The sequence below is a fragment of the Janthinobacterium sp. HH102 genome, from assembly GCF_001758625.2.
GTDB lineage: Bacteria > Pseudomonadota > Gammaproteobacteria > Burkholderiales > Burkholderiaceae_D > Janthinobacterium.
Map to the genome: position 1 here is coordinate 2,986,162 of NZ_CP062062.1, position 20,242 is coordinate 3,006,403.

Sequence of the window (20,242 nt, forward strand, 5' to 3'; positions counted from 1 at the left end):
TGCTCCTAGGCCATGATCTGTTCAAGTTGTTCGATGCACGGCCCCATCGGCGCCTCTTCCTTGGTGCCCTGGCACAGGAAGGCTTCGATGGGCGCGTGCAACTGCACGGCGCGGTCGGTGATCGGGTCGGCGCCGGGCACGTAGGCGCCCAGCGGGATCAGGTCGCGCACGCGCGCATGGCGCGCCATCGATGCTTTCAGCGCGCGCGCCGCCTGCATGTGGGGGGGCGTGATCACCTGCGCCATGCAGCGGCTGATCGAGGCGGCGATATCGATGGCGGGGTAGTGGCCCCGCTCGGCCAGTTCGCGCGTGAGCACGATGTGGCCGTCGAGAATCGCGCGCGCCGTATCGACCACGGGGTCCTGCTGGTCGTCGCCTTCGGCCAGCACCGTGTAGATGGCGCTCATGCTGCCTTCCGGATGGGCGCCGTTGCCGGCGCTTTCCACCAGTTGCGGCAGGTTCGAAAACACGGACGGCGGGTAGCCGCGCGTGGCCGGCGGTTCGCCCAGGGCCAGCGCCACTTCGCGCAAGGCCATCGCATAGCGCGTGAGCGAGTCGACCAGCAGCAGCACGTGCTTGCCCTGGTCGCGGTAATGGGCGGCGATCGAATGGCACAGCTCGGTGGCCATGATGCGCATCAAGGGCGATTCGTCGGCCGGCGCGATCACCAGCACGGCCTTTTTCAAGCCTTCGGCGCCGAGCGACTTTTCCACAAATTCGCGCACTTCGCGGCCCCGCTCGCCGATCAGGCCGACGACGACGACATCGGCCACGGTCTGGCGCGTGATCAGGCCCAGCAGCACGCTCTTGCCCACGCCGGAGCCGGCCATCAGGCCCACGCGCTGGCCCTTGCCCAGGGTCAGCATGCTGTTAATCGCCCGCACGCCCACGTCCAGCGGTTCGACCACCGGTTGTTTCTTCAGGGGATTGATCTTCGGCGGCGTCACTTCCAGGATGTGTTCGCCGCCGAGGCGGCCCAGGTCGTCGATCGGCTCGCCCAGGCCATTGACCATGCGGCCCAGCCACGACGGGCCGATCTGCAGGCTGGCCTTGTCGGGCAGGGGCAGGACTCTGGCACCCGTGGTCAGGCCCGTCGCCTTCTTGAACGGCATTAAATACGACAGTTTTTCGCGGAAGCCGACGACTTGCGCATCGAGCCATTCGCCATTGACTGTTTCAATTTGACAACGCTGGCCCGTGTGCAGGCGGCAGCCGGCGCTTTCCAGCAGCAGGCCGGAGGCGCCGACCAGGCGGCCGGTGGGTGTCGCGACCGGGATGTCGCCGATCTCGAAGCTGCGCAGCGTGTCGGCGATCATGCAGGCGCGCCGTGGTCTGCGTGTTCGGCGGCCAGCGCCAGGTGGCTGCTGACCTGCTCCATGCAGGCCGACAGGCGCTGATGGCAGCCCGCATCGACTTCATTGTCGCCGGCCTTGATGCGGCATTCGCCCGCGTCGAGGCGCGCGTCGGCGATCAGGTTCCAGCGCTTGGCGCGCTTCGGATCGAGTTCGCTGATGCGTTTGAGTTCTTCCGGATTGAGGAAGACGTCGATTTCCTCGCGCGTGGGCGGCATCGAGGCTAGGGTCTCGTCGACCAGGGCCAGCAATTGCACCGGCTGCAGCGCCAGTTCCGCGCGGATCACCTGGCGCGCCACCTTGGCCACCAGGTCGACCACTTCCTTGCGCTGCGCTTCGCGGTAATCGGCGCGCACTTTTTTCAGGTCGCGCAAGATGGCGTCGACGGGGCGGGCCAGGCGGTCCAGCGCCACCAGCGTTTCATTGCGGCCTTCTTCGCGGCCCTGCGCCATGCCATCGCTGCGCCCGGCGTCGTAGCCATCCTGCTGGCCTTGCACCAGGCCCACTTCGTAGCCGTCGCGCTGGCCCTGCTCGAAACCTTCCGAGACGGACGCCTGCCACTGGCCATCCGTGTCCTCGTTGGAGGCACGCTGGCCGGCGGCGATGAATTGCGACAGCGGCGGGAAACGATACGAGCGGAAGTGTTTCATTCGATCACCGCTTCGGCAAACAGTTGCACTTCGATCTCGCCCGCATCGGCGAGGCCTTTGACGGTGGCCATGATTTCCTGACGCGTCTGTTCGATGCGCGACAGGGGCACGGGGCCGGAGCGGCGCATCATGTCTTCGAAACTCTGCGCCTGGCGGCGCGGCATGGTTTTCAGCACGGCGTCGCGGATCGACGGTTCCGCGCCCTTGAGGGCGATGGCCCACTGTTCCATCGGCACGTCTTCCAGGATGCGCGTGAGCGTGACATCGCTCTGCGTGGCCAGGATCAGGAAGTCGTACATGCTCAGTTCGATTTCCGACACGACGTCCGGGTCGTGCGCGCGCAGCAGTTCGACCAGCGCGGCGCGGTTGCCCGGCATGCGGTTGAGAATCTCGGCCGCCTGGCGGATGCCTTCCACGCTGGTGCTTTGCGTGTCGAGCGCGCCCAGGCAGCGGCCCACCAGTTCGTCGAGCTCGACCAGCAGGTCGCGGTCGATCTCGTCCAGGCGCGCCAGGTTCAGCAAGACCAGGTCGCGGCCTTCGGCGGGCAGGGCGTCGAGGATCTGGCCGGCCAGCGCGGGCGGCAGGAAGGCCAGGAACACGGCTTGCATCTGCACGTGCTCGTTGACGATGTATTCGGCCAGCCATTTTGGCGAGGCCCATTGCAGGCGCGCCATTTTGGGGCGGATGGCGTCTCCGTAAATGTTGTTGAGCACGCTATTTGCGATATCGCTGCCCAGCGCCATGTCCAGCGAGCGCTTCAGGTAGCTGCGCGAGGCGCCGTGCACGCCGCTTTGCTGGCGGTAGTCGTCGAAGAAGGTCTGCATGGCCGTTTTCACGGATTCGACCTTGATGCCGCTCATGCGCGACATTACTTGCGTGACTTCCAGCAATTCTTCGCGCGACAGGCAGCGCAGCACATTGGCGGCCTGTTCTTCGCCGATGCTCAGCAGCACGATGGCGGCCTGTTCCACTGGGTTCAGGCTGGCGCTTTCGTATTCGGCGCCGTCGGAGGGATTATTGTTGTTGAGTTCGGCCATTTTTCTGCATCCATTGTTTGACGACTTCGGCGACACGCTCGGGTTCTTTTTCCGCCAGCACTTTCAGGTGGTCGACCATCACGTCGACCGCCGAGCCTGGTGGCGGCAAGTCATAATTTTCCAGCAGCGGCACGACCGGCATGGCGTTGCCGGCGGCGGCTTCGCCCTCGAGCGCCAGCGGGCTGCCATTCACGCCCAAGGCCGGCGCGCCGGCGGCGGTCACGCCATTGGCGCCGGCGGCGGCGTTGCTGCCGCCCAGCGCCAGGGCCGGATCGAGCTGTTTCAGTGCCGGCGGCGCCAGGCGCGTGGTCAGCAGGCGCAGCAGCGGACGCAGGATCAGGAAGTAGCCGAGCACGGCGCCCAGGGCGTACAGCAGCCAGCTGCTGAAATCGACGACGGTGTCGCGCTCTTCCCACCACTGCGCCACGGGCGGCTTGGCAGGGAAGGGCAGCGCCGTCAGGCTCAGGCTGTCGCCGCGCTGGGCGTTGATGCCCAGGCCGCTGTTGAGCATTTTTTCGATATTGCCCAGTTCGGCTGGTGTCCAGCCCGTTTTCGGGTTCGGTGCGGCGGCGCTGTTGAGGACGACGGCGACGCTGAGTTTTTCCAGGCGGCCACGGCTGCGCTTGATTTGCGTGATGCTGCGGTCATACGCGTACTGGCGCGTGGTGGCGTTCTTGCGGGCCGTGCCGTCATCGGACGGCTTCGGCGCGCCATCGGCGGGCGCGGCGCCGGCGGCGTCGGCCGGTGCCGGCACGGCGGCCGCTGGCGGACGGTTCGACAGGCTGCCGGGAATGCCGGCCACGGTGCGGTTGCGTTCCTGCTCTTCGCGCATCGCTTCGCTCGTCACTTTCGGCGCTTCGCCGTATTTTTCCAGCGTTTCGTCCACGCGGTCGTTGTTCACGGCGGCCGTCACGCTGAGCTTGAAGTTGTCTTCGCCGATGACGGGGCCGAGCAAGCCCGTGACGTTGCGGCGGATTTCATCCTGAAAGCGTTTCGCGCCTTCATTGCCGGCGGCCGACGCATCGAAACCGTCCGTCAGGTCGACGTGCGAGGACAGCAGGTTGCCGCCCTGGTCGACCAGGCTCACGCGCGTGGGCGCCAGGCTGGCGACGCTGCCGGCCACCATGTTGATGACGGCGGCGATCTGTTCCGGCGCCAGGGTGCGGCCCGGTTTCAGCGCCACGACGATGGAAGCCGACGATTTGTCGCCGTCGCTGGCGACGAACGACGTCGACTTGGCAATCGACAGATGGACGCGCGCCGAAGCGATCGCGTCCATCGTCATGATGCTTTGCGCCAGCTCGCCTTCCAGGCCGCGGCGGAAGCGCACGTCCTGCACGAATTGCGATACGCCCAGCGGGTCATTCTTGTCCATCAGTTCCAGGCCGGCCGGCAGCTGCGCCGTCACGCCCTTCGAGGCGAGCAGCATGCGTACCTTGCCCAGCATGGCGTCGGGCACCAGCACCTGGCCGCTGTCCGGATGCAAACGGTAGGGGATGTGTTCGGCGTCCAGGGTGGCCATCATGTCCGTCACGGCCACTTTTTCGCGCGCGCCAAACACCGGCTTGTAGTTGGCCTGGTCGCGCCAGGCATACATGGTCACCATGGCGGTGATGCCGATGGCCAGCACGACGATGGGAACCAGGTTTTTCAGCAGGGCGGGCGGGATGGCGGGCTGGGCGCCAGGGCGCCAGCGCGCAAATGCGGACTTCATGGTGGTAATCACTTGGGGTAACTTTCGCTGGGAGGCTGGGCGTGGATCAGGACGTGAAGATTACAGAGGCAGTTTGATGAGTTCGTCGACCGCGCCCATGACCTTGTTGCGCACTTGCATCAACATGGAAAAGGACAGGCTCGCTTCCTGGCTGGCCAGCATGGCGCCGACCATGTCGTCGCTCTTGCCGCTGTCGACGTCGCTCATTTTTTGTGCAGCCATGCGGTCATCGCCGTTGACCTTGCCGATGGCGTCTTTCATGCTTTGCGCAAACGAGAAGCCGGATTGTTCCGGTGCGCCGAACTGGGCGGCCGGCGCGATGCTGGCGCCCAGGGCGCGCGCGTCATTGCTCAGTGCTGCCAGATCGGCCTTGATCAGACCTGCGAGTTCGTTGCTCATCTTGCCCTCTACTTTCAATATGCGGTGACGTATCAATCAGAAATTACTGGTGTTGCCATTCCGGCAGGCATTACATCCAATGCCATCTTGCCCGGCCCAATTGACAGGGCCCATCAGTTTTATCAGTTGCCACACCATCCGCTCAAGCAGATTCAACAAACCCGGCAGAACCGCGCCGAATGATTTACATGGCCATGATAACTAATAATTATCTGATAAAAGTTTCTTCTGGTGGCAATAAGAGGGGCTGGAAACTGCCATAAAAACCGGAATCAGGTAAGCGGAATGGCGCACTGCAAATCACTTTTTTCTCGCTATAAGCTTACCTCGAGGCAACTATAAAGTAAAGAGAGGATTGCCTCAAGGAATATTGATACATGGCAATATTTTGCTTTTTCATGTATTGTTCAGCACCGTAGTCATCCAGCATGCGATACGATGCGCAATCGTTTGCTCGCCGGCCGGTTGGCAAGGCCAAGATGATGCTGTATTTAATTTCGGGCGATCCGTATAATTTGTTCTGCCACCGCAATACCGACATGACCACTACATGACAATCATTACCAAGACAGATCAAACTGCGCGCCATCAAGTCCTCGATTCCTGTCTGCTTGGACGTCCTGTCCATTTGCTGCATGTATTCGGCGCCCAGCTGCGCGACGACCTGGCCGTGGCCCTGCGCCAGCCGATGAGCCGGCGCTACTGGGGCAATTTCCAGATCGATGCCGTGACCTTGTCGCGCGTGGAGAGCGAGGACAGCGCGAATCGCTGGCTGAGTTTTTCCACGCCGGCCGGTCAGCCGGGCTTTGCGCTCGAACGGCAGATCCTCTTGAGCGTGCTGAACTATCGCTACGGTAGTGCCGGCGCCAAGGGCGCGCTGCCCGATCCGGCGCAAGTGCGCGTGACGGCCACGGAAGAGCGCCTCGCTGTGGTGCTGGGACAACAGTTGGTGAACAGTTTGTTCACGCGCATCCACAAGAATCTGCAAATCCTGGGCAAGAGCAGCGACATCGACACCAGTGCCGAGGTGGCCGTGCAGTCCGGCGTGCACCCGGCGCGCGGCAGCTGGATCGTCACCGTGTCGCTCAGCGACGTCGAGGCGGGGCAGAGCGGCCAGTTCTGGTTCTCGCTGGACAAGCGCCTGATGGCCGATGTGCTGCGCGGCCTGCTGCCCGAACGCGCGCAAGCGAAGAAAGCCTTGCGTGGCAGCGTGCGCCCGCTCGCTTCGCGCCTGCAAGTGACCCTGGAAGGCCGGCTCGTCAGCAAGCAGATGCAGCTGGGCGCCTTGTTCGACCTGCGCGTGGGCGACGTGATTCCCGTCAGTCTGAGCCGTACTGACGTCATGCTGGACGACTCCCGTTTATTTACAGCGGCTGTTTCCGAACACAAGGGCAAGCTCTGTTTAACCTCATTTGAAGATGTCGAATAATATGAATATGACCGATACCAACCAGAGCGAAACCCTGCTGGAAGACCTGGGCGATGACATGATCATCGACCAGGGCGACGTTGCCGACGTGGCCAGCACCCGGGCGCGCCGCGACATTCCGCAGATGATGCGCAAGATTCCCGTCACCCTGACCCTGGAAGTGGGCTCGGCCCGCATTTCGCTGGAAGAGTTGATGGCCATCGGCCCGGAAAGCGTGATCGAACTCGACATGCTGGCCGGCGAACCGCTGGTGATCAAGGTCAATGGCACGCCGATCGGCCGTGCCGAAGTGGTGGTGGCCGGCGAGAACTATGGCCTGAAAGTCATCGACCTCGACGGCCTCAATCTCGACCTGATGACAGCATGAAGCTGGCGGTACCCGGCTTGAGCCGGCGCCGCGGCGCGCTGGCTGCCGCGCTGGCTGTCCCTGTTCTGATGCTGTGCTGCAGCGCCGCCGGCGCGCAGGACCTGCTCGCCGGCGTGGTGCCGGGCGCGAAGACCGACTTGTCGGTGAAGATGCAGATCCTCGTCGTCATGACCCTGCTCGGGCTGCTGCCCGTGATGGTCATGATGATGACCAGCTTTACCCGCTTCGTCATCGTGCTGTCCCTGCTGCGCCAGGCCCTGGGCCTGCAGCAGGGCTTGCCCAACCGTATCGTCACCGGCATCGCCCTGATTCTCACCTTGCTGGTCATGCGCCCCATCGGCGACCAGGTATGGAAGGACGCGTTCGTGCCTTACGACCGCGACCAAATCGGCATGCAGGAAGCCCTGAAGATCGCCGAAGTGCCGATTTCGCGCTTCATGCTGGCGCAGACGAGCAAGGCCGCGCTGGCGCAGATCGCGCACCTGGCCGGCGAACCGTCGACCATGCGCCCGCAAGACCACAGTTTCACGGTCAAGCTGGCCGCGTTCGTGTTGTCCGAACTCAAGACAGCGTTCCAGATCGGCTGCATGCTGTTCATCCCCTTCCTCATCATCGACCTGGTGGTGGCGTCCGTGCTGATGGCCATGGGCATGATGATGCTCTCGCCGCTCGTCATCTCGCTGCCGTTCAAGCTGCTGCTGTTCGTGCTGGTCGACGGCTGGACGCTGACCGTCAACACCTTAGTTACCAGCATACAGGGCTATTGACCGATGTTTACCCCTGAAGTCGCCGTCGACCTGATCATCGAAGCGCTGCATGTCGTCATGCTGCTGGTGGTGATTCTGGTCGTGCCGGGTTTGCTCATGGGCTTGCTGGTCGCGCTGGTGCAGGCTGCCACCTCGATCAATGAACAGACCATGAGTTTCCTGCCGCGCCTGCTGGTCACCCTGCTGGCCCTGATCCTGGCCGGACGCTGGATGGCCGGTTACCTGATGGATTATTGCGTGTCCATTTTTCAGCGCGCCGCCACCCTGGTCGGATAGCGCCGCGCGCCATGGATCAGATTTTCAATCAGGTGCTGCCGTTTCTGCTGGCCGTGTGGTGGCCGTTCTGCCGCATCCTGGCCATGCTCAGCGCTTCGCCCGTGATCGGCGACGCCATGGTGCCCGTCCCCGTGCGGGTGCTGCTGTCGCTGGTGCTGGCGATCCTGATGCTGCCCGTCATGCAGGCCTCGGGCGTGTCGCAGGACTTGTTGAAGATCGATCCGTTTTCCCTGCACGCCCTCGTCGCCACCCTGGAGCAGGCCATCATCGGCTTCGTCCTGGGCCTGGCTTTCCACTTCGCCATGTCCGTCATGTCGGTGCTCGGTTACCTCGTGTCGAGCCAGGTGGGTTTTTCCATGGCCGTCATGAACGATCCGCTCAACGGCACCTCGTCGGACGTGATCACGGGGATGCTCACCATCATGTGCATGATCGTGTTTTTCGCCATCGACGGCCACCTCGTGCTGACGGGCGTGATCGGCGCCAGTTTCAAGGCCTGGCCCGTGGGGCAGGGCTACGGGCCGCTGCTGCTGCAGACGGTGGCGTATAACGTGGCGTGGATTTTCGCCGCCGCCATGCTGCTGGCCTTGCCCATCGTCTTTTCCACCATGGTGGTGCAACTGGGCTTTGGCTTCCTGAACCGCGTGGCGCCGTCGCTGAACCTGTTTTCGCTGGGCTTTTCCATGATCACCATGTTCGGCCTGCTGATGCTGGGACAGATCGTGCGCTTTATCCCGGAGCACTACATCGCCATGACGAACCGCGTGCTCGACATGATCGCCGAACAGATGCGGGTGGCCCATGGATAGCGCACGTGCCAACAAGCTGCTGCGCAGTCCACTTCCGGGCATCCGTTGCTCGCTGTACCTCCGTACAGCTGCGCTACTCAACCCGGCATTGAACTTGCTCGCTACGCTTGTAGGGCACGTGCGGAAAGGTGTGACGCATGGCGGATAGCAGCACGGGCGACAAGACAGAAAAGGCGTCAGCACAGAAGCTGAAGAAATCGCGCCAGGAAGGGCAGGTGGTGCGTTCGCGCGACCTGTCGACGGCGCTGGGCATTCTGATCAGCATGAAGGTCTTCATTTACCTGCTGCCCGGCTATCTGGTGAGCTTTCGCGAGCTGTTCGCCATGGCCTTCATGCCGCTCGACAGCAAGGGCGCGCTGGACAATGCCATGTCGATGGCGTTTACCACGTCCGTGGGCTTGCTGATCAAGATGATCGTGCCGCTGTTCTGCGTGCCCTTGTTTGTTGTGCTCGGCTCATTGGTCCCTGGCGGCTGGGTCATCAGCACGAAGAACTGGATGCCGAAGATGGAGCGCCTGAGCCCGGCCAAGAACCTGGGCCGCCTGGTGTCGCCCAAGCATGGCTTTGAATTCGGCTTGTCGATCGCCAAGGCCGCCGTGCTGGGCATGGTGCTCGTGCACGTGAGCCGCTCCAGCCTGACGCAGTACGTGGACTTGCAACACCGGCCCCTGCAGCAAGCCATGCTCGACGGCTCGGCGCTGATGCTCGACGGCCTGATGGCGCTCATTTCCGTCTTCGTGCTGTTTGCCATCATCGACGTGCCGGCGCAGGCGTTTTTCTTTGCCCGCAACCAGCGCATGAGCAAGCAGGATGTCAAGGAAGAACATAAAAGCAGCGAAGGGCGGCCCGAAGTGCGCCAGCGCATCCGCCAGCTGCAGCAGCAGATCGGCCGGCGCAGCGTGCGCAAGACCGTGCCCGACGCCGACGTGGTGATCGTCAATCCCGAGCATTACGCCGTCGCGCTCAAGTATGACCAGGACCGCGCCGAGGCGCCGTTTGTCGTTGCCAAGGGCGTCGACGAGATGGCGCTGTATATCCGGCAAGTGGCGAAGGAACACAACGTCGAAACGCTGGAGTTGCCGCCGCTGGCGCGCGCCATCTACAACACCAGCCAGGTGCAGCAGCAGATTCCCGTGCAGCTGTACCAGGCCGTGTCGCAGGTGCTCAACTACATCCTGCAGCTGAAAGCATTCCGTACTGGGCAGCGCGCCGCCCAGCCCCCATTTCCCACCGAGGTGGTCGTGCCATCTCATTTGAGCGAGGTAGTACCTTCATGAATTTCCTGAACCGGTTGGTTGCCGAAATGCGCCGCCACAAGTTCGCCACGCCGCTGTTCCTGCTGGTGATCCTGGCGATGATCATCTTGCCGCTGCCGCCCGTGCTGCTCGATATCCTGTTCACTTTCAATATCGTGCTGGCACTGATCGTCATCCTCGTCAGCGTGTCGGCCAAGCGGCCGCTCGACTTCTCCGTCTTCCCGACGGTGATTCTGGCCACCACCATGCTCAGGCTGACCCTGAACGTGGCGTCCACGCGCGTGGTGCTGCTGCACGGCCATACGGGCGCGGATGCGGCCGGTAAGGTGATCGAGGCGTTTGGTAATGTGGTCATCGGCGGTAACTTCGTCGTCGGTATCGTGGTCTTCGTGATTTTGATGATCATCAACTTCGCCGTCGTCACCAAGGGCGCCGAGCGTATTTCCGAGGTGTCGGCGCGCTTCACCCTCGATGCCTTGCCGGGCAAGCAGATGGCGATCGACGCCGACCTGAACGCCGGCCTGATCAACCAGGAAAAAGCCCAGATCCGCCGCAAGGACGTGGCCGCCGAAGCCGACTTCTATGGCGCCATGGACGGCGCATCGAAGTTCGTGCGCGGCGACGCCGTCGCCAGTATCTTGATTTTGATCATCAACATGGTCGGCGGCGTGGCCATCGGCTCGCTGATGCACGACCTGTCGTTCGGCGACGCCTTCCGCCAGTACGCACTGCTGACCATCGGCGATGGCCTGGTGGCGCAGATTCCGGCTCTGCTGCTGTCGGCCGCGGCCGCCATACTGGTGACCCGTATCAGCGATTCGGGCGATTTCGAGCAGCAAGTGGCGGGCCAGGTGCTGACCTCGCCAACGGTGATCTACAGCGCGGCCGGCATGATGGTGGCGCTGGCCCTGATTCCGGGCATGCCGTGGTTCATGTTCATGACCTTTGCCGCCGTGCTGGCCTTTGTTGCCTGGCGTTTGACCAAGCGCGTGAAGGGGCCCGACGCGGCCGGCATGGCGGCCATCGAGGCGGCCTTGCGCGACGACAAGCCCGCCGAACTGGAGTGGCAGCAACTGCCCGCCGTGCAGCCATTGATGGTGATGCTCGGCTATAAACTGGTCGGCATGGTGGATAAAACGCAAGGCGAACCGTTGACCAAGCGCGTCAAGGGCGTGCGCCAGAGTTTGTCCGAGGCGATGGGCTTGCTGCTGCCGAATATCGGCGTGCGCGACGACCTGGCCCTGAAGCCGTCGCAGTACGCGATCGTGCTGTCGGGCACCGTGGTGGCGCAGGCGGAAGTGCAGGCCGACCGGCTGATGGCGATCCCGTCGCCGAACGTGTATGGCCAGCTGGACGGCATTCCCGGCATCGAACCGGCCTACGGCATGCCCGTCACGTGGATCGAGCCGAGCGAAAAGGCGCATGCGCTGGGCCTCGGTTACCAGGTCATCGAGGCGCCCAGCGTGATCGCCACGCACTTGTCGAAAATGGTGCGCGAATACCTGCCGGAACTGTTCCGCCACGAAGACGTGTCGAACCTGATGGAGCGCCTGACGGCCCTGTCGCCGAAGCTGGCCGGCGCGCTGGACAAGGCGCTGACGCACACGCAGATGCTGCGCGTGTTCCGTGTCTTGTTGGCGGAAAATGTGTCCCTGAAGGATATCGTGCCCATCGCCACCACCTTGCTCGACAGTTCGGAAACGACCAAGGACCCGATCCTGCTGGCGGCCGAGGTGCGTTGCGCGCTGCGGCGCCAGATCGTCAGCGGCCTGTTCGGCCAGAAGATGGAAATGCAGGCGTTTAATCTGGGCGGCGAACTGGAAAACATGCTGCTCGGTTCCTTGAACCAGGCGCGCCAGTCGGGCAAGGTGACGCTCGATAACTATCCGATCGACCCGCATCTGCTGTCGCAGCTGCAAGTGAACATGCCGGTGGCGCGCGAGCAGATGAAGCAGCAGGCCACGCCGCCGCTGCTGCTGGTGCTGCCGCAGATCCGTCCGCTGCTGGCCCGCTACGCGCGCCTGTTCGCGCCGGGCCTGCACGTGCTGTCATACAATGAAATTCCGGAAAACCGCGAAGTGAGCATCATCGGCACGGTGGGCTAGTACGGTGAATTGAAAGAAAAACGGCGCCGCGGGCGCCGTTTTTTTATGCTGCATCATTCCTGCTGCATCAATCCTGCTGTAGCAATTCTGTGCATCAATCCTGCTCGTCGATGGGCGGCAGCAGGTCGTGCTCCTGGCCGTCGGCCAGCAGCAGCACGGTGCCGCCCTGCGCCGCGTCTTCCGCGTCGCCATAGTCGTAGCCGAGCGGCGCCGCCACTTCCTTCGAGACAAAGATGGCCTCCTCTTCGGCTTCGGCTTCGGCCGCGGCAGCCGCGGGCGCATCGGGATCGGCCGCCGCTTCCGCTTCCGGCTGCGTCAGCAGCAGGGCCACTTCGGCCATGGCGCGGAACAGGGGCAGCGACAGCGAGGCGGCGCCCGCCTGCATCGGGTAATTGCCGTGCATGCGCTGTGCATGCAGCTGGCGGTTCAGGCGGCAGCGCACCAGGCGCAGGCCCGCGCGCCGCACGGCGTCGGCGATCTCGGGCAGGGCCAGGCGCAGATGGCGCAGCGCGGCTTCCTCGTCGGCGGCCAGTTCCAGCAGCACGCCGTCGCCGGACGGCTCCATCTGGATCACGACCCGGCCGATGCCGATGATGATCAGCTCGACGCGCAGCGCCACCTTGCCGCGCCGCCTCGGCGTTGCCTCGTCGTCTACGTCGCTGGCCAGCACGCGCAGCAGCAGGCGCTGGCCGCCCCAGCCATACACGGCAAAGCGCCACGCTTCGCTGTCGACCGTCAGGGGCGGACGGGCGCCTTCGCGCAGCAGGGCCGGTTGCTGCTCGGCCATGAAGAGGTTGCCCGGCACGTGCTGGCCGCGCGCCTGTTCCTGCAGGGCCGCATATTGTTCGCCATAGGTCCTGACCATCACGCGCCACGAGGCGGCCAGCTGCGCCGCGTCGGGCGGCTGCCAGACGAGCTGGCGCGTGAAGAACAGCTGATTGACCTGCATGGCGCTGCTGTCGCGCGGCAAGGCGCCGCCCGTGCCGTCGGCATTGGGCTTGATGAGGGACGCCAGGCTGTCCTGGCCCTGCTGCTGCAGCTGGGCGGGCAGGGTGCCGGCGTCGGGCGCGGGCGCCATGTAGGGGCCGATCGGCACCAGCGGCTGCACCACGCCCGGCACCATCGGCGTCGCGGGGCTGACGTCGAAGCGCTGGGTAATCAGGGGCACCGGATTGCCCGATGAAATGCGGTCTATCGCCATGCCACTATGTCCAGATCTGGTTCCATCAAAAAGCCTGCCGTCATGGCTGCAACAGGGAGAGTATCATTTTGTGCATGCTCTGGCTTTGCTTGAGCATTGCCGTGCTCGCTTGCAGCAACATTTGCGCCGACGTCATGTTCGCGCTTTCGGCCGCGTAGTCGACATCCATGATGCGGCCGATGGCAGCCTTGGTGTTGGTGACCATGTTCGACAGGTTGGTGTGCACGTGGTCCAGGCGGTTGCCGGCGGCGCCCAGGGCCGAGCGCACGCCGCCCACATCGTCGATGGCCGCTTCCAGCAGGGCGATGCTGGCATTCGCGCTGCCCGTCAATTCGTTGCCGGTGGCGGGCGCGCCGAAGTTGGCGCTGGCCGCGCCGAGCGAGGCCAGCACGCCGGCCATCTTGCCCGAGATGTCGAACACCATCGTTTCGCTCTGGCTGGCGCCGATCTGGAAGGTCATCGACGACGCCAGCGTGCCGCCGGCCAGCAGTTTGTTGCCGCCATAGCTGGTGTTTTTCATGACGTTGGCCAGTTCCAGGCCCAGGGCGTCGTATTCGGCCTGCATGGCGACCTTGTCCTTGGCGCCCGACGATGCATCGGCGGCCTGGGTGGCCAGGTCTTTCATGCGGATCAGCATGGTGTTCACTTCGTCGAACGCGCCTTCGGCCGTCTGCAGCATCGAGGTGCTGTTTTGCGTGTTGCGCATGGCGACGGCCATGCCGCTCGCCTGTGCCCGCAGCCGGGTCGCGATTTGCAGGCCGGCGGCGTCATCCATGGCCGAATTGATGCGAAAGCCGGTGGAGAGCCGCGTCATCGAGGTCGACAGCAGCGATTGCGCGCGTGCGGCGGCATTTTGTGCGGCCAGTGCTGCGATATTCGTATGGAGACTGAGCACTCGGCGATTCCTGTGGATGACGGCTGTTGGGCGGGCTTGCCCATCAAACAGGCGACCATGCGTGCCGCATCGTTAAAGATTGCCAGCAAATAGTTACTCTTGCGTGCAAAGGCGAGATACCGGGGACGAAAAAAAACCAGGCCAAGGCCTGGTTTTCAGCGACTGGCCGCGAACGGCCAGGCAGGGACATATTATTGCAGCAGGGACATGACCATCGAGGACATGCTGTTGCTTTGTTTCAACATTGCGGTGCCAGCTTGCAGCAGCATTTGCGACGACGTCATGTTCGAGCTTTCGGTAGCGAAGTCGACGTCCATGATGCGGCCGGTAGCGGCTTTGGTGTTGGTGGCGATGTTGGACAAGTTGGTGTTGACGTGGTCCAGACGGTTTGCAGCAGCACCCAGTGCCGAGCGAACGGTGCCGACGTCGCCGATTGCCGTTTCCAGCAGGGCGATGGTGGCATTGGCGGAGCTGGTCAGCTCGGTGCCGGTCGCAGCCGAAGCGTAGTTGGCGGTAGCCGAACCCAGCGATGCCGTCAGGCTGGTCATTTTGGCCGAAACGTCAAATGCCATCGTTTCGGTTTGGCTTGCGCCGATCTGGAACGTCATCGACGAGGCCAGCGTGCCGCCTACCAGCAGCTTGTTGCCGCCGAAGGTGGTGTTTTTCATCACGTTCGACAGTTCCAGGCCCAGTGCATCGAATTCCGACTGCATGGCGGTCTTGTCTTTGGCGCCCGACGAAGCATCGGCTGCCTGGGTTGCCAGATCCTTCATGCGGATCAGCATGTTGGTGACTTCGTCAAACGCGCCTTCAGCCGTTTGCAGCATCGAGGTGCTGTTCTGGGTGTTCGACATTGCAACGGTCATGCCGCTGGTTTGTGCTTTCAGGCGGGTTGCGATTTGCAAGCCTGCTGCGTCATCCATTGCCGAGTTGATGCGGAAGCCGGTGCTCAGGCGCGTCATCGAGGTCGACAGTTGGTTTTGGGTGCGGGTGATCGAATTTTGTGCGGACAGTGCAGCGTTGTTAGTGTGAAGGCTCAGCATGGTGTAACTCCTGGTTTGGTGGGTTCAGTCCGGAGCAACGGTTCTTTGTGCTCTCCCAAGTACAAGACGACCATCCGCATAAGCTTATTAAATGCTTTGTGGAAATTTTTTAAAATTCTTTTTAAAAAAAGTTTCACATCGGCCGGCGAGGCCGCCGCCAGCCCCCTAAGACTGGCTTGCCGCCGCGAGGCAGGCCCGGAAATGCGCGATCTTTGCCTCGTCGCTGGAAAGGATCTTGAAGCGCGCGCTGTCGGCCGCCTGCACGGCTATGCGCTTGCAGATGGCATGGTCTTCCTCGAATACCTGGCGATTCATCTGCGCGCTCGAGTCGAAAAAGCCCTGCAGCGTGGCGCTGGCGGCGGGCTTGGTTGCGGCCATGAGCAGGCGGCTGGAGAAATGCGTGCGCTGCGCTTGCGTTGACGGAAAGAAATGCTGCAGCGAATACGAATATGAAAACGTCGACGAGAGCATGGTAAACGGGAACAGGTACAGGCTCTGGTAGCCCTCGAACTGGCTGTCGAGCTGGAACAGGCGTTTGACGGAGCGCAGTTTCCTGGCCATGCCGGCGTTGCCCAGGCCCGCTTCCCATGTCGACGTCCAGTCCGTGAAACGGTTTTCGCCGTCGTCCAGTTGCAGTTGCGCCAGCGATTCCGGGTGCACGAACGGCACGTGCAGCGGCTCGAGCGCATTTTCCAGCGCGATGCGCCAGTCGCACTCATAGACATAGGCGTTGAAATCGCCCAGGCCGGCGACGTTGAAGGAAATGTTCTCCAAGGTGGCCTGGGTCTCGCCCAGCTGCGCTTCGAGTGGCATGCGCGGCTGTGGCGAGGCGAACAGGAAATCGGCGCACCAGTCCAGCTGCAGCACCTGCAGGCGGGCATTGTCCAGCTCGGCCGGCGCGTAGCGTTCGCGGCAGGGGATGTGCATGGCGCCGGCCCGGTAGGCCCATCCATGGTAGGGGCAGGCCAGCGGCGCATTGCCGCGTTTTTCGGTGAAGAAGCGCGTGCCGCGGTGCGGACACAGATTGTCGAAGGCGATCAGCTCGCCCTGGTCGTTGTAGACGACCACTTCCTCGCCCAGCCAGTCGAGTTTCAGATAGTCGCCGCTGGCCGGCAATTCGCTGCGGTGGCACAGCAAGTGCCAGAACTGGTCGCGCAGCTGGCGCGTCTCGGAGATGGTGCTCATAATGTCTTTGCCGGTGGCGTGTAAACGGTGGCGCCGGCGGCCACGCGGCGCATGACGACGGCGCCGGCGCCGACCGTGGCGCCGGCGCCGACGCTCACGCGTGGCAGGATGGATGCGCCCGAGCCGACCATGACGGCCTGGCCCAGATGCACGCCGCCCGTGATGTCGACGTGCGAGCTGAGCGTGCAGCCCCGTTCCAGCACCGCGTCATGGCCGACGCTGGCGTAGCTGTTGATGGTGACATAGTCGCCCAGTTCGCTGCCCGCCGAGACGAGGGCGAACGGGCAGACGACGGCGCCCTGGCCGATGCGGGCCGTGCGCGCGACCACGGCGCTGGGATGGATCAGCGTATGGAAACGGGCGCCGCGCGCGGCCAGCGCCAGCGCCACTTCCAGCCGGGCTTTCGGTGCGCCGATGGCCAGCAGCAGCGCCTCGCCGGCCGCCGGCCGGTAGTCGCTGATGCTGCCCAGCACGGGGTACGGGTAGTCGGCGTCGAGCATGGGCGCGGGCGGCAGCGTGTCGTCGAGCAAGCCGCCGATGCGGGCCGTGGCCGGGTCGAGGCTGTCTTCCAGCCAGCACAGTAATTCTCGGGCGAAGCGTCCGGCGCCGACGATGAGGATGGTTTGCATGAATACTCCTAACGGGCCAGGTAGCCGCCGTCGACGGCCCAGGTGGCGCCGCTGACCCAGCGCGCCGCCGGCGACAGCAAAAAGGCCGCCGTCTGCGCGATGTCGCTGCTGCGGCCGAAACCGAGCGGATGGCGCTCCGCGTAGGCGCGCATGGCCTCGTCAGGCAAGCCACGGCTCAGGCGCGCGTGCATTTCCGTTTCGACGGCGCCGGCGGCAATGCTGTTGACGCGCATGCCGCGCGGCGCCAGTTCCACGGCCAGGGCGCGCACCAGGCCGTCAATGGCGGCCTTGGCAGCCGAATACACGCTCATGCCGGACTGGCCGCTCTGGCCCGCCACGGATGACATGAAGAGCAGGGCGGCGCCATCGCTGAGCACGCCGCGCAGGGCGGCGCCGCGCGCCAGCGCCAGCGCCGTCTTGACGCTGGAGGCGAAGACGTCGTCAAACTGTTGCGCCTTGGACAATTTGACCGGGCGCAATAACTCGATGCCGGCCGCATGAAAGATGCCGCTCAGGGGCGCGTCAAGCGTGGCTTGTCTGAGGAAGTCGACGATGTGGTCGCCGCCGTCGAGTTCGAGCACTTCGGCCCGGTGGCCGCTGCCGTCGAGGGCCTGCAGGGTTTGCTCCAGGCGAGCCCGGTCGCGTCCGCTGATCAGCAGTTGCGCGCCGCAGCGTGCCAGCAGCAGGGCCGTGTCGCGGCCGATGCCGGACGAGGCGCCGGTGACGAGGATGCGCTGGCCGGCCAGCATGTCGGGTTGAAAGATCATGGTTCAGACTTCGATAAGGCGGTTGACGGTCAGCGATTGCAGGCCCAGCACGGCCGCCGACCAGGAATAGCCGACGCCAAAGCCGAACATGGCGATGGTCTGGCCCTGTGCCGCCGCTCCCAGGCTGTCGGCGATCAGCAGGGGGATGGAGGCGCTGGAGGTGTTGCCATAGCGGTCCATGTTGATCGGTGCGCGCCCGGCTGGCAATTTGGCTTTTTTGATAATGTGCTTGAGCATGAAGGTATTTGCCTGGTGAAACAGGAAGGCATCGATTTCGTCGCTCGTGCGGTTTGCCAGGCGCAGCAGGTCCGCCACCAGCGGCGGAATGCTCTTCAGCGTGAAATTGAAGATCTCGCCGCCGTCCATGTACAGCTTGGCGGGATCGCGCTGCGCCAGGCGCGCATCGTCGCCGGCGTAGGGGCGGCAGGCGCTGGCAGCCATCATCAGGTGCCGTTCGCCGCCGCCGTCGCTGCCGACGATGAAATGGGCGGGCGCCGCCGCCGCATCGAATTCCAGCGCCGTGGCCGTGCCGGCGTCGCCAAACAGCAGCGCGGTGGCGCGGTCGGTTTCATCGACGGTCTTGCTGATGGTGTCGCCCACCAGCAGCAGGATGCGGCACATGGCCTGGCCGTCGAGCATCTTCGCCGCCAGCCACAGGCCGTACGCGTAGGCCGAGCAGCCGAGATTGATGTCGAAGGCGGCGCAAGCCTTGTGCAGGCCCAGCCGTCCATGCAGGGCGCAGGCGGTAGCCGGCAGCACGTAATCGGGGGTTTGCGAGATGAAGATCAGGGCGTCGATGCTGTCGCGCTCCCAGCCCAGATCGTCGAGCAGGGTTTGTGCCGCCGCCTGGCACAGGTCGGCCGTCGTCTGGCCATCGGCGGCGCGGCGGCGCGACTGCACGCCGATCATCTTGCTCACGTCGGCCACCGCCTCGGCGCCGAAGCGCTCGGCCAGGTCGGCATTGTGGACTTGCGTGCGCGGCAGCGCGCACACCACGCCGCGCATGGCCAGATGGGCGGTGCTGAAGGGCAGTCCCGATTCCAGGCGCTGGCTGGACATGGTCAGACCTTGACGGCGATCAATGCCAGCACGTCGGCCAGGGTCTCGCAATTGGCCAGGGCCTGGCCTTCGAGCATCTGATCGAACAGCTCATCGGCCAGGGCGATGGTGGAAATGATGGCCAGCGAATCCCAGGCGTAATCGCCCAGTTTCAGGGACGGCACGACTTTGTCGGCGTCGATTTCCAGGATGTCGGCCATGCCGTTGAAAAATTCTTGCATTGTGTTTCCTTTCAAAGAAGTTCAGTACGCAGATGCGCGGGCGCCTACAGGCGCGCCAGCGTGCCGGCCCAGGAATAGCCGACGCCAAAGCCCAGCAGCAGGGCCGTGTCGCCCGGCATGATGCGTCCCGAGGCGCGCGCGCGGGCAATGGCGATGGGAATGGTCGAGGAGACGGTATTGCCGACAGTATCGATTTCAATCACAAATTTGTCTTCCGGAATGCGTATTTTGCGGCGCAAGGCGTCAAGCATGAATTTGTTTGCCTGATGGAAGATCACATGATCGATGTCATCGAGGGTCTTGCCGGCCGTGTCCAGCAGCTCCTGCATTGTACGCGGCACGGCGCCCAAGGTGAACTGGACGATCTGCGCGCCATCCATGAACAGGTCGTCCTGGCTGCGCCAGTTGCCGGACGCGTCTTCGACGGGCATGGCGGTGGCCGCGCTGCGGGCCGTGCGCATGCCGCCGGCCGGCACGATCAGGTTGTTCGCGCCGCTGCCGTCGGTGCCCAGGACGAAAGGCCCCAGCGCCAGTTCGGGCGCGCCGCCGGCGATCACGCTGGCGGCGGCGCCGTCGCCGAACAGCGTGCGTACGCTGCGGTCGCGCGCGTTGATGTACTTGGAATAGGTGTCTGCCGTCAGCAGCAGCACTTTCTTGCGGATGCCGCTCTCGATCAGGCCCTTGGCCATGGCCAGCGCGTAGACGTAGCCGGAACAGCCGAGGTTGATGTCGAGCGCGCCGCAGGAGGTCGGCAAGCCAAGCCGCTGCTGCAGCACGCAGGCGCTGCTGGGCAGCAGGTAGTCGGGCGCCTGCGTGCACAGGATCAGGAAATCGATGTCGCCACGCGCGACGTCATGCGTGGCGAACAGCTTTTCCGCGGCATGGAAGGCCAGGTCGCTGGCCGTTTCATGTTCCGCGGCGATATGCCGTTGCGCAATGCCCGTCTTGTCGAGGATTTTTTGCGCCGGCCAGTCGATGAACTCCTGTTCCAGCGCGGCATTCGTCAGGATCGCCTGCGGCAGGTGGTAGGCGATCGCGGTAAGGTGGGCGTAGTGGGGCATGCGGTGGCCGTTCGGTCTGG

The 20,242-nt window shown here is 64.0% G+C and carries 21 protein-coding genes; 7 read left to right on the forward strand and 14 right to left on the reverse strand.

Annotated elements, in window-relative coordinates; all coding sequences use genetic code 11:
- Positions 1 to 5: 5 nt before the first annotated feature.
- Genes fliI through JAB4_RS13750 form a run of 5 tightly spaced genes read right to left on the reverse strand, consistent with a single transcriptional unit; the run spans position 6 to position 5,152 of the window.
- On the reverse strand, positions 6 to 1,316 hold the full coding sequence (gene fliI, locus JAB4_RS13730) for a flagellar protein export ATPase FliI (RefSeq protein ID WP_070219797.1): 1,311 nt from the start codon (positions 1,314 to 1,316) through the stop codon (positions 6 to 8).
- Positions 1,313 to 2,002, reverse strand: a complete 690-nt coding sequence (gene fliH / locus JAB4_RS13735; RefSeq protein WP_070219799.1) for a flagellar assembly protein FliH — start codon at positions 2,000 to 2,002, stop codon at positions 1,313 to 1,315. Before fliH ends, fliI begins: the two co-directional genes overlap by 4 nt.
- A complete protein-coding gene (locus JAB4_RS13740) occupies positions 1,999 to 3,039 on the reverse strand; it encodes a flagellar motor switch protein FliG (RefSeq protein WP_070219807.1) in 1,041 nt (346 codons plus the stop codon). Before JAB4_RS13740 ends, fliH begins: the two co-directional genes overlap by 4 nt.
- Positions 3,017 to 4,753: a flagellar basal-body MS-ring/collar protein FliF gene (gene fliF, locus JAB4_RS13745; protein ID WP_121669191.1), complete on the reverse strand. Its 1,737-nt coding sequence runs from the start codon at positions 4,751 to 4,753 to the stop codon at positions 3,017 to 3,019. The genes JAB4_RS13740 and fliF overlap by 23 nt, the downstream gene beginning before the upstream one ends.
- Positions 4,754 to 4,813: 60 nt before the next feature.
- Positions 4,814 to 5,152, reverse strand: coding sequence for a flagellar hook-basal body complex protein FliE (locus JAB4_RS13750; protein WP_034787870.1), 339 nt, complete (start codon positions 5,150 to 5,152; stop codon positions 4,814 to 4,816).
- A gap of 550 nt (positions 5,153 to 5,702) precedes the next feature.
- Here JAB4_RS13750 and JAB4_RS13755 point away from each other — a divergent pair.
- The 7 genes from JAB4_RS13755 to JAB4_RS13785 all read left to right on the forward strand — a co-directional run bounded on the left by JAB4_RS13755 (position 5,703) and on the right by JAB4_RS13785 (position 12,161).
- A complete protein-coding gene (locus JAB4_RS13755; protein ID WP_070220028.1) occupies positions 5,703 to 6,581 on the forward strand; it encodes a FliM/FliN family flagellar motor switch protein in 879 nt (292 codons plus the stop codon).
- Position 6,582: 1 nt separating this feature from the next.
- Positions 6,583 to 6,948, forward strand: a complete 366-nt coding sequence (locus JAB4_RS13760) for a FliM/FliN family flagellar motor switch protein (protein ID WP_070220030.1) — start codon at positions 6,583 to 6,585, stop codon at positions 6,946 to 6,948.
- Positions 6,945 to 7,715 (forward strand): flagellar type III secretion system pore protein FliP, encoded by a 771-nt coding sequence (gene fliP, locus JAB4_RS13765; RefSeq protein ID WP_070220032.1) that lies wholly within the window; start codon positions 6,945 to 6,947, stop codon positions 7,713 to 7,715. Before JAB4_RS13760 ends, fliP begins: the two co-directional genes overlap by 4 nt.
- 3 nt (positions 7,716 to 7,718) lie before the next feature.
- A complete protein-coding gene (locus tag JAB4_RS13770; protein ID WP_034757874.1) occupies positions 7,719 to 7,991 on the forward strand; it encodes a flagellar biosynthetic protein FliQ in 273 nt (90 codons plus the stop codon).
- Positions 7,992 to 8,002: 11 nt separating this feature from the next.
- Entirely contained in the window at positions 8,003 to 8,800 is a 798-nt protein-coding gene (locus JAB4_RS13775) for a flagellar biosynthetic protein FliR (RefSeq protein WP_070220034.1), read from the forward strand.
- 137 nt (positions 8,801 to 8,937) lie between these two features.
- A complete protein-coding gene (locus JAB4_RS13780) occupies positions 8,938 to 10,077 on the forward strand; it encodes a flagellar type III secretion system protein FlhB (RefSeq protein WP_070220036.1) in 1,140 nt (379 codons plus the stop codon).
- On the forward strand, positions 10,074 to 12,161 hold the full coding sequence (locus JAB4_RS13785) for a flagellar biosynthesis protein FlhA (RefSeq protein ID WP_070220038.1): 2,088 nt from the start codon (positions 10,074 to 10,076) through the stop codon (positions 12,159 to 12,161). The genes JAB4_RS13780 and JAB4_RS13785 overlap by 4 nt, the downstream gene beginning before the upstream one ends.
- A gap of 94 nt (positions 12,162 to 12,255) precedes the next feature.
- Here JAB4_RS13785 and JAB4_RS13790 read toward each other — a convergent pair whose 3' ends face one another.
- The 9 genes from JAB4_RS13790 to JAB4_RS13830 form a co-directional block, all read right to left on the reverse strand.
- Complete coding sequence (locus tag JAB4_RS13790) at positions 12,256 to 13,362, reverse strand: hypothetical protein (protein ID WP_070220040.1); 1,107 nt, start codon at positions 13,360 to 13,362, stop codon at positions 12,256 to 12,258.
- 40 nt (positions 13,363 to 13,402) lie between these two features.
- Complete coding sequence (locus JAB4_RS13795) at positions 13,403 to 14,257, reverse strand: flagellin (RefSeq protein WP_070220043.1); 855 nt, start codon at positions 14,255 to 14,257, stop codon at positions 13,403 to 13,405.
- A gap of 191 nt (positions 14,258 to 14,448) precedes the next feature.
- Positions 14,449 to 15,300, reverse strand: coding sequence for a flagellin (locus tag JAB4_RS13800; protein ID WP_070220045.1), 852 nt, complete (start codon positions 15,298 to 15,300; stop codon positions 14,449 to 14,451).
- Positions 15,301 to 15,465: 165 nt separating this feature from the next.
- Positions 15,466 to 16,485 (reverse strand): Rieske 2Fe-2S domain-containing protein, encoded by a 1,020-nt coding sequence (locus tag JAB4_RS13805; RefSeq protein WP_070220047.1) that lies wholly within the window; start codon positions 16,483 to 16,485, stop codon positions 15,466 to 15,468.
- Positions 16,482 to 17,114 (reverse strand): NeuD/PglB/VioB family sugar acetyltransferase, encoded by a 633-nt coding sequence (locus tag JAB4_RS13810; protein WP_070220049.1) that lies wholly within the window; start codon positions 17,112 to 17,114, stop codon positions 16,482 to 16,484. Before JAB4_RS13810 ends, JAB4_RS13805 begins: the two co-directional genes overlap by 4 nt.
- Positions 17,115 to 17,122: 8 nt before the next feature.
- Positions 17,123 to 17,881 (reverse strand): SDR family oxidoreductase, encoded by a 759-nt coding sequence (locus JAB4_RS13815; protein ID WP_070220051.1) that lies wholly within the window; start codon positions 17,879 to 17,881, stop codon positions 17,123 to 17,125.
- Between the two features lie 3 nt (positions 17,882 to 17,884).
- Positions 17,885 to 18,940, reverse strand: a complete 1,056-nt coding sequence (locus tag JAB4_RS13820) for a ketoacyl-ACP synthase III (protein WP_070300386.1) — start codon at positions 18,938 to 18,940, stop codon at positions 17,885 to 17,887.
- Positions 18,941 to 18,942: 2 nt separating this feature from the next.
- The gene (locus tag JAB4_RS13825; protein ID WP_070221569.1) at positions 18,943 to 19,161 is read right to left on the reverse strand and encodes a phosphopantetheine-binding protein; all 219 of its coding nucleotides are present in this window, start codon (positions 19,159 to 19,161) and stop codon (positions 18,943 to 18,945) included.
- A gap of 44 nt (positions 19,162 to 19,205) precedes the next feature.
- Entirely contained in the window at positions 19,206 to 20,222 is a 1,017-nt protein-coding gene (locus JAB4_RS13830) for a ketoacyl-ACP synthase III (protein ID WP_070221568.1), read from the reverse strand.
- Positions 20,223 to 20,242 lie beyond the last annotated feature (20 nt).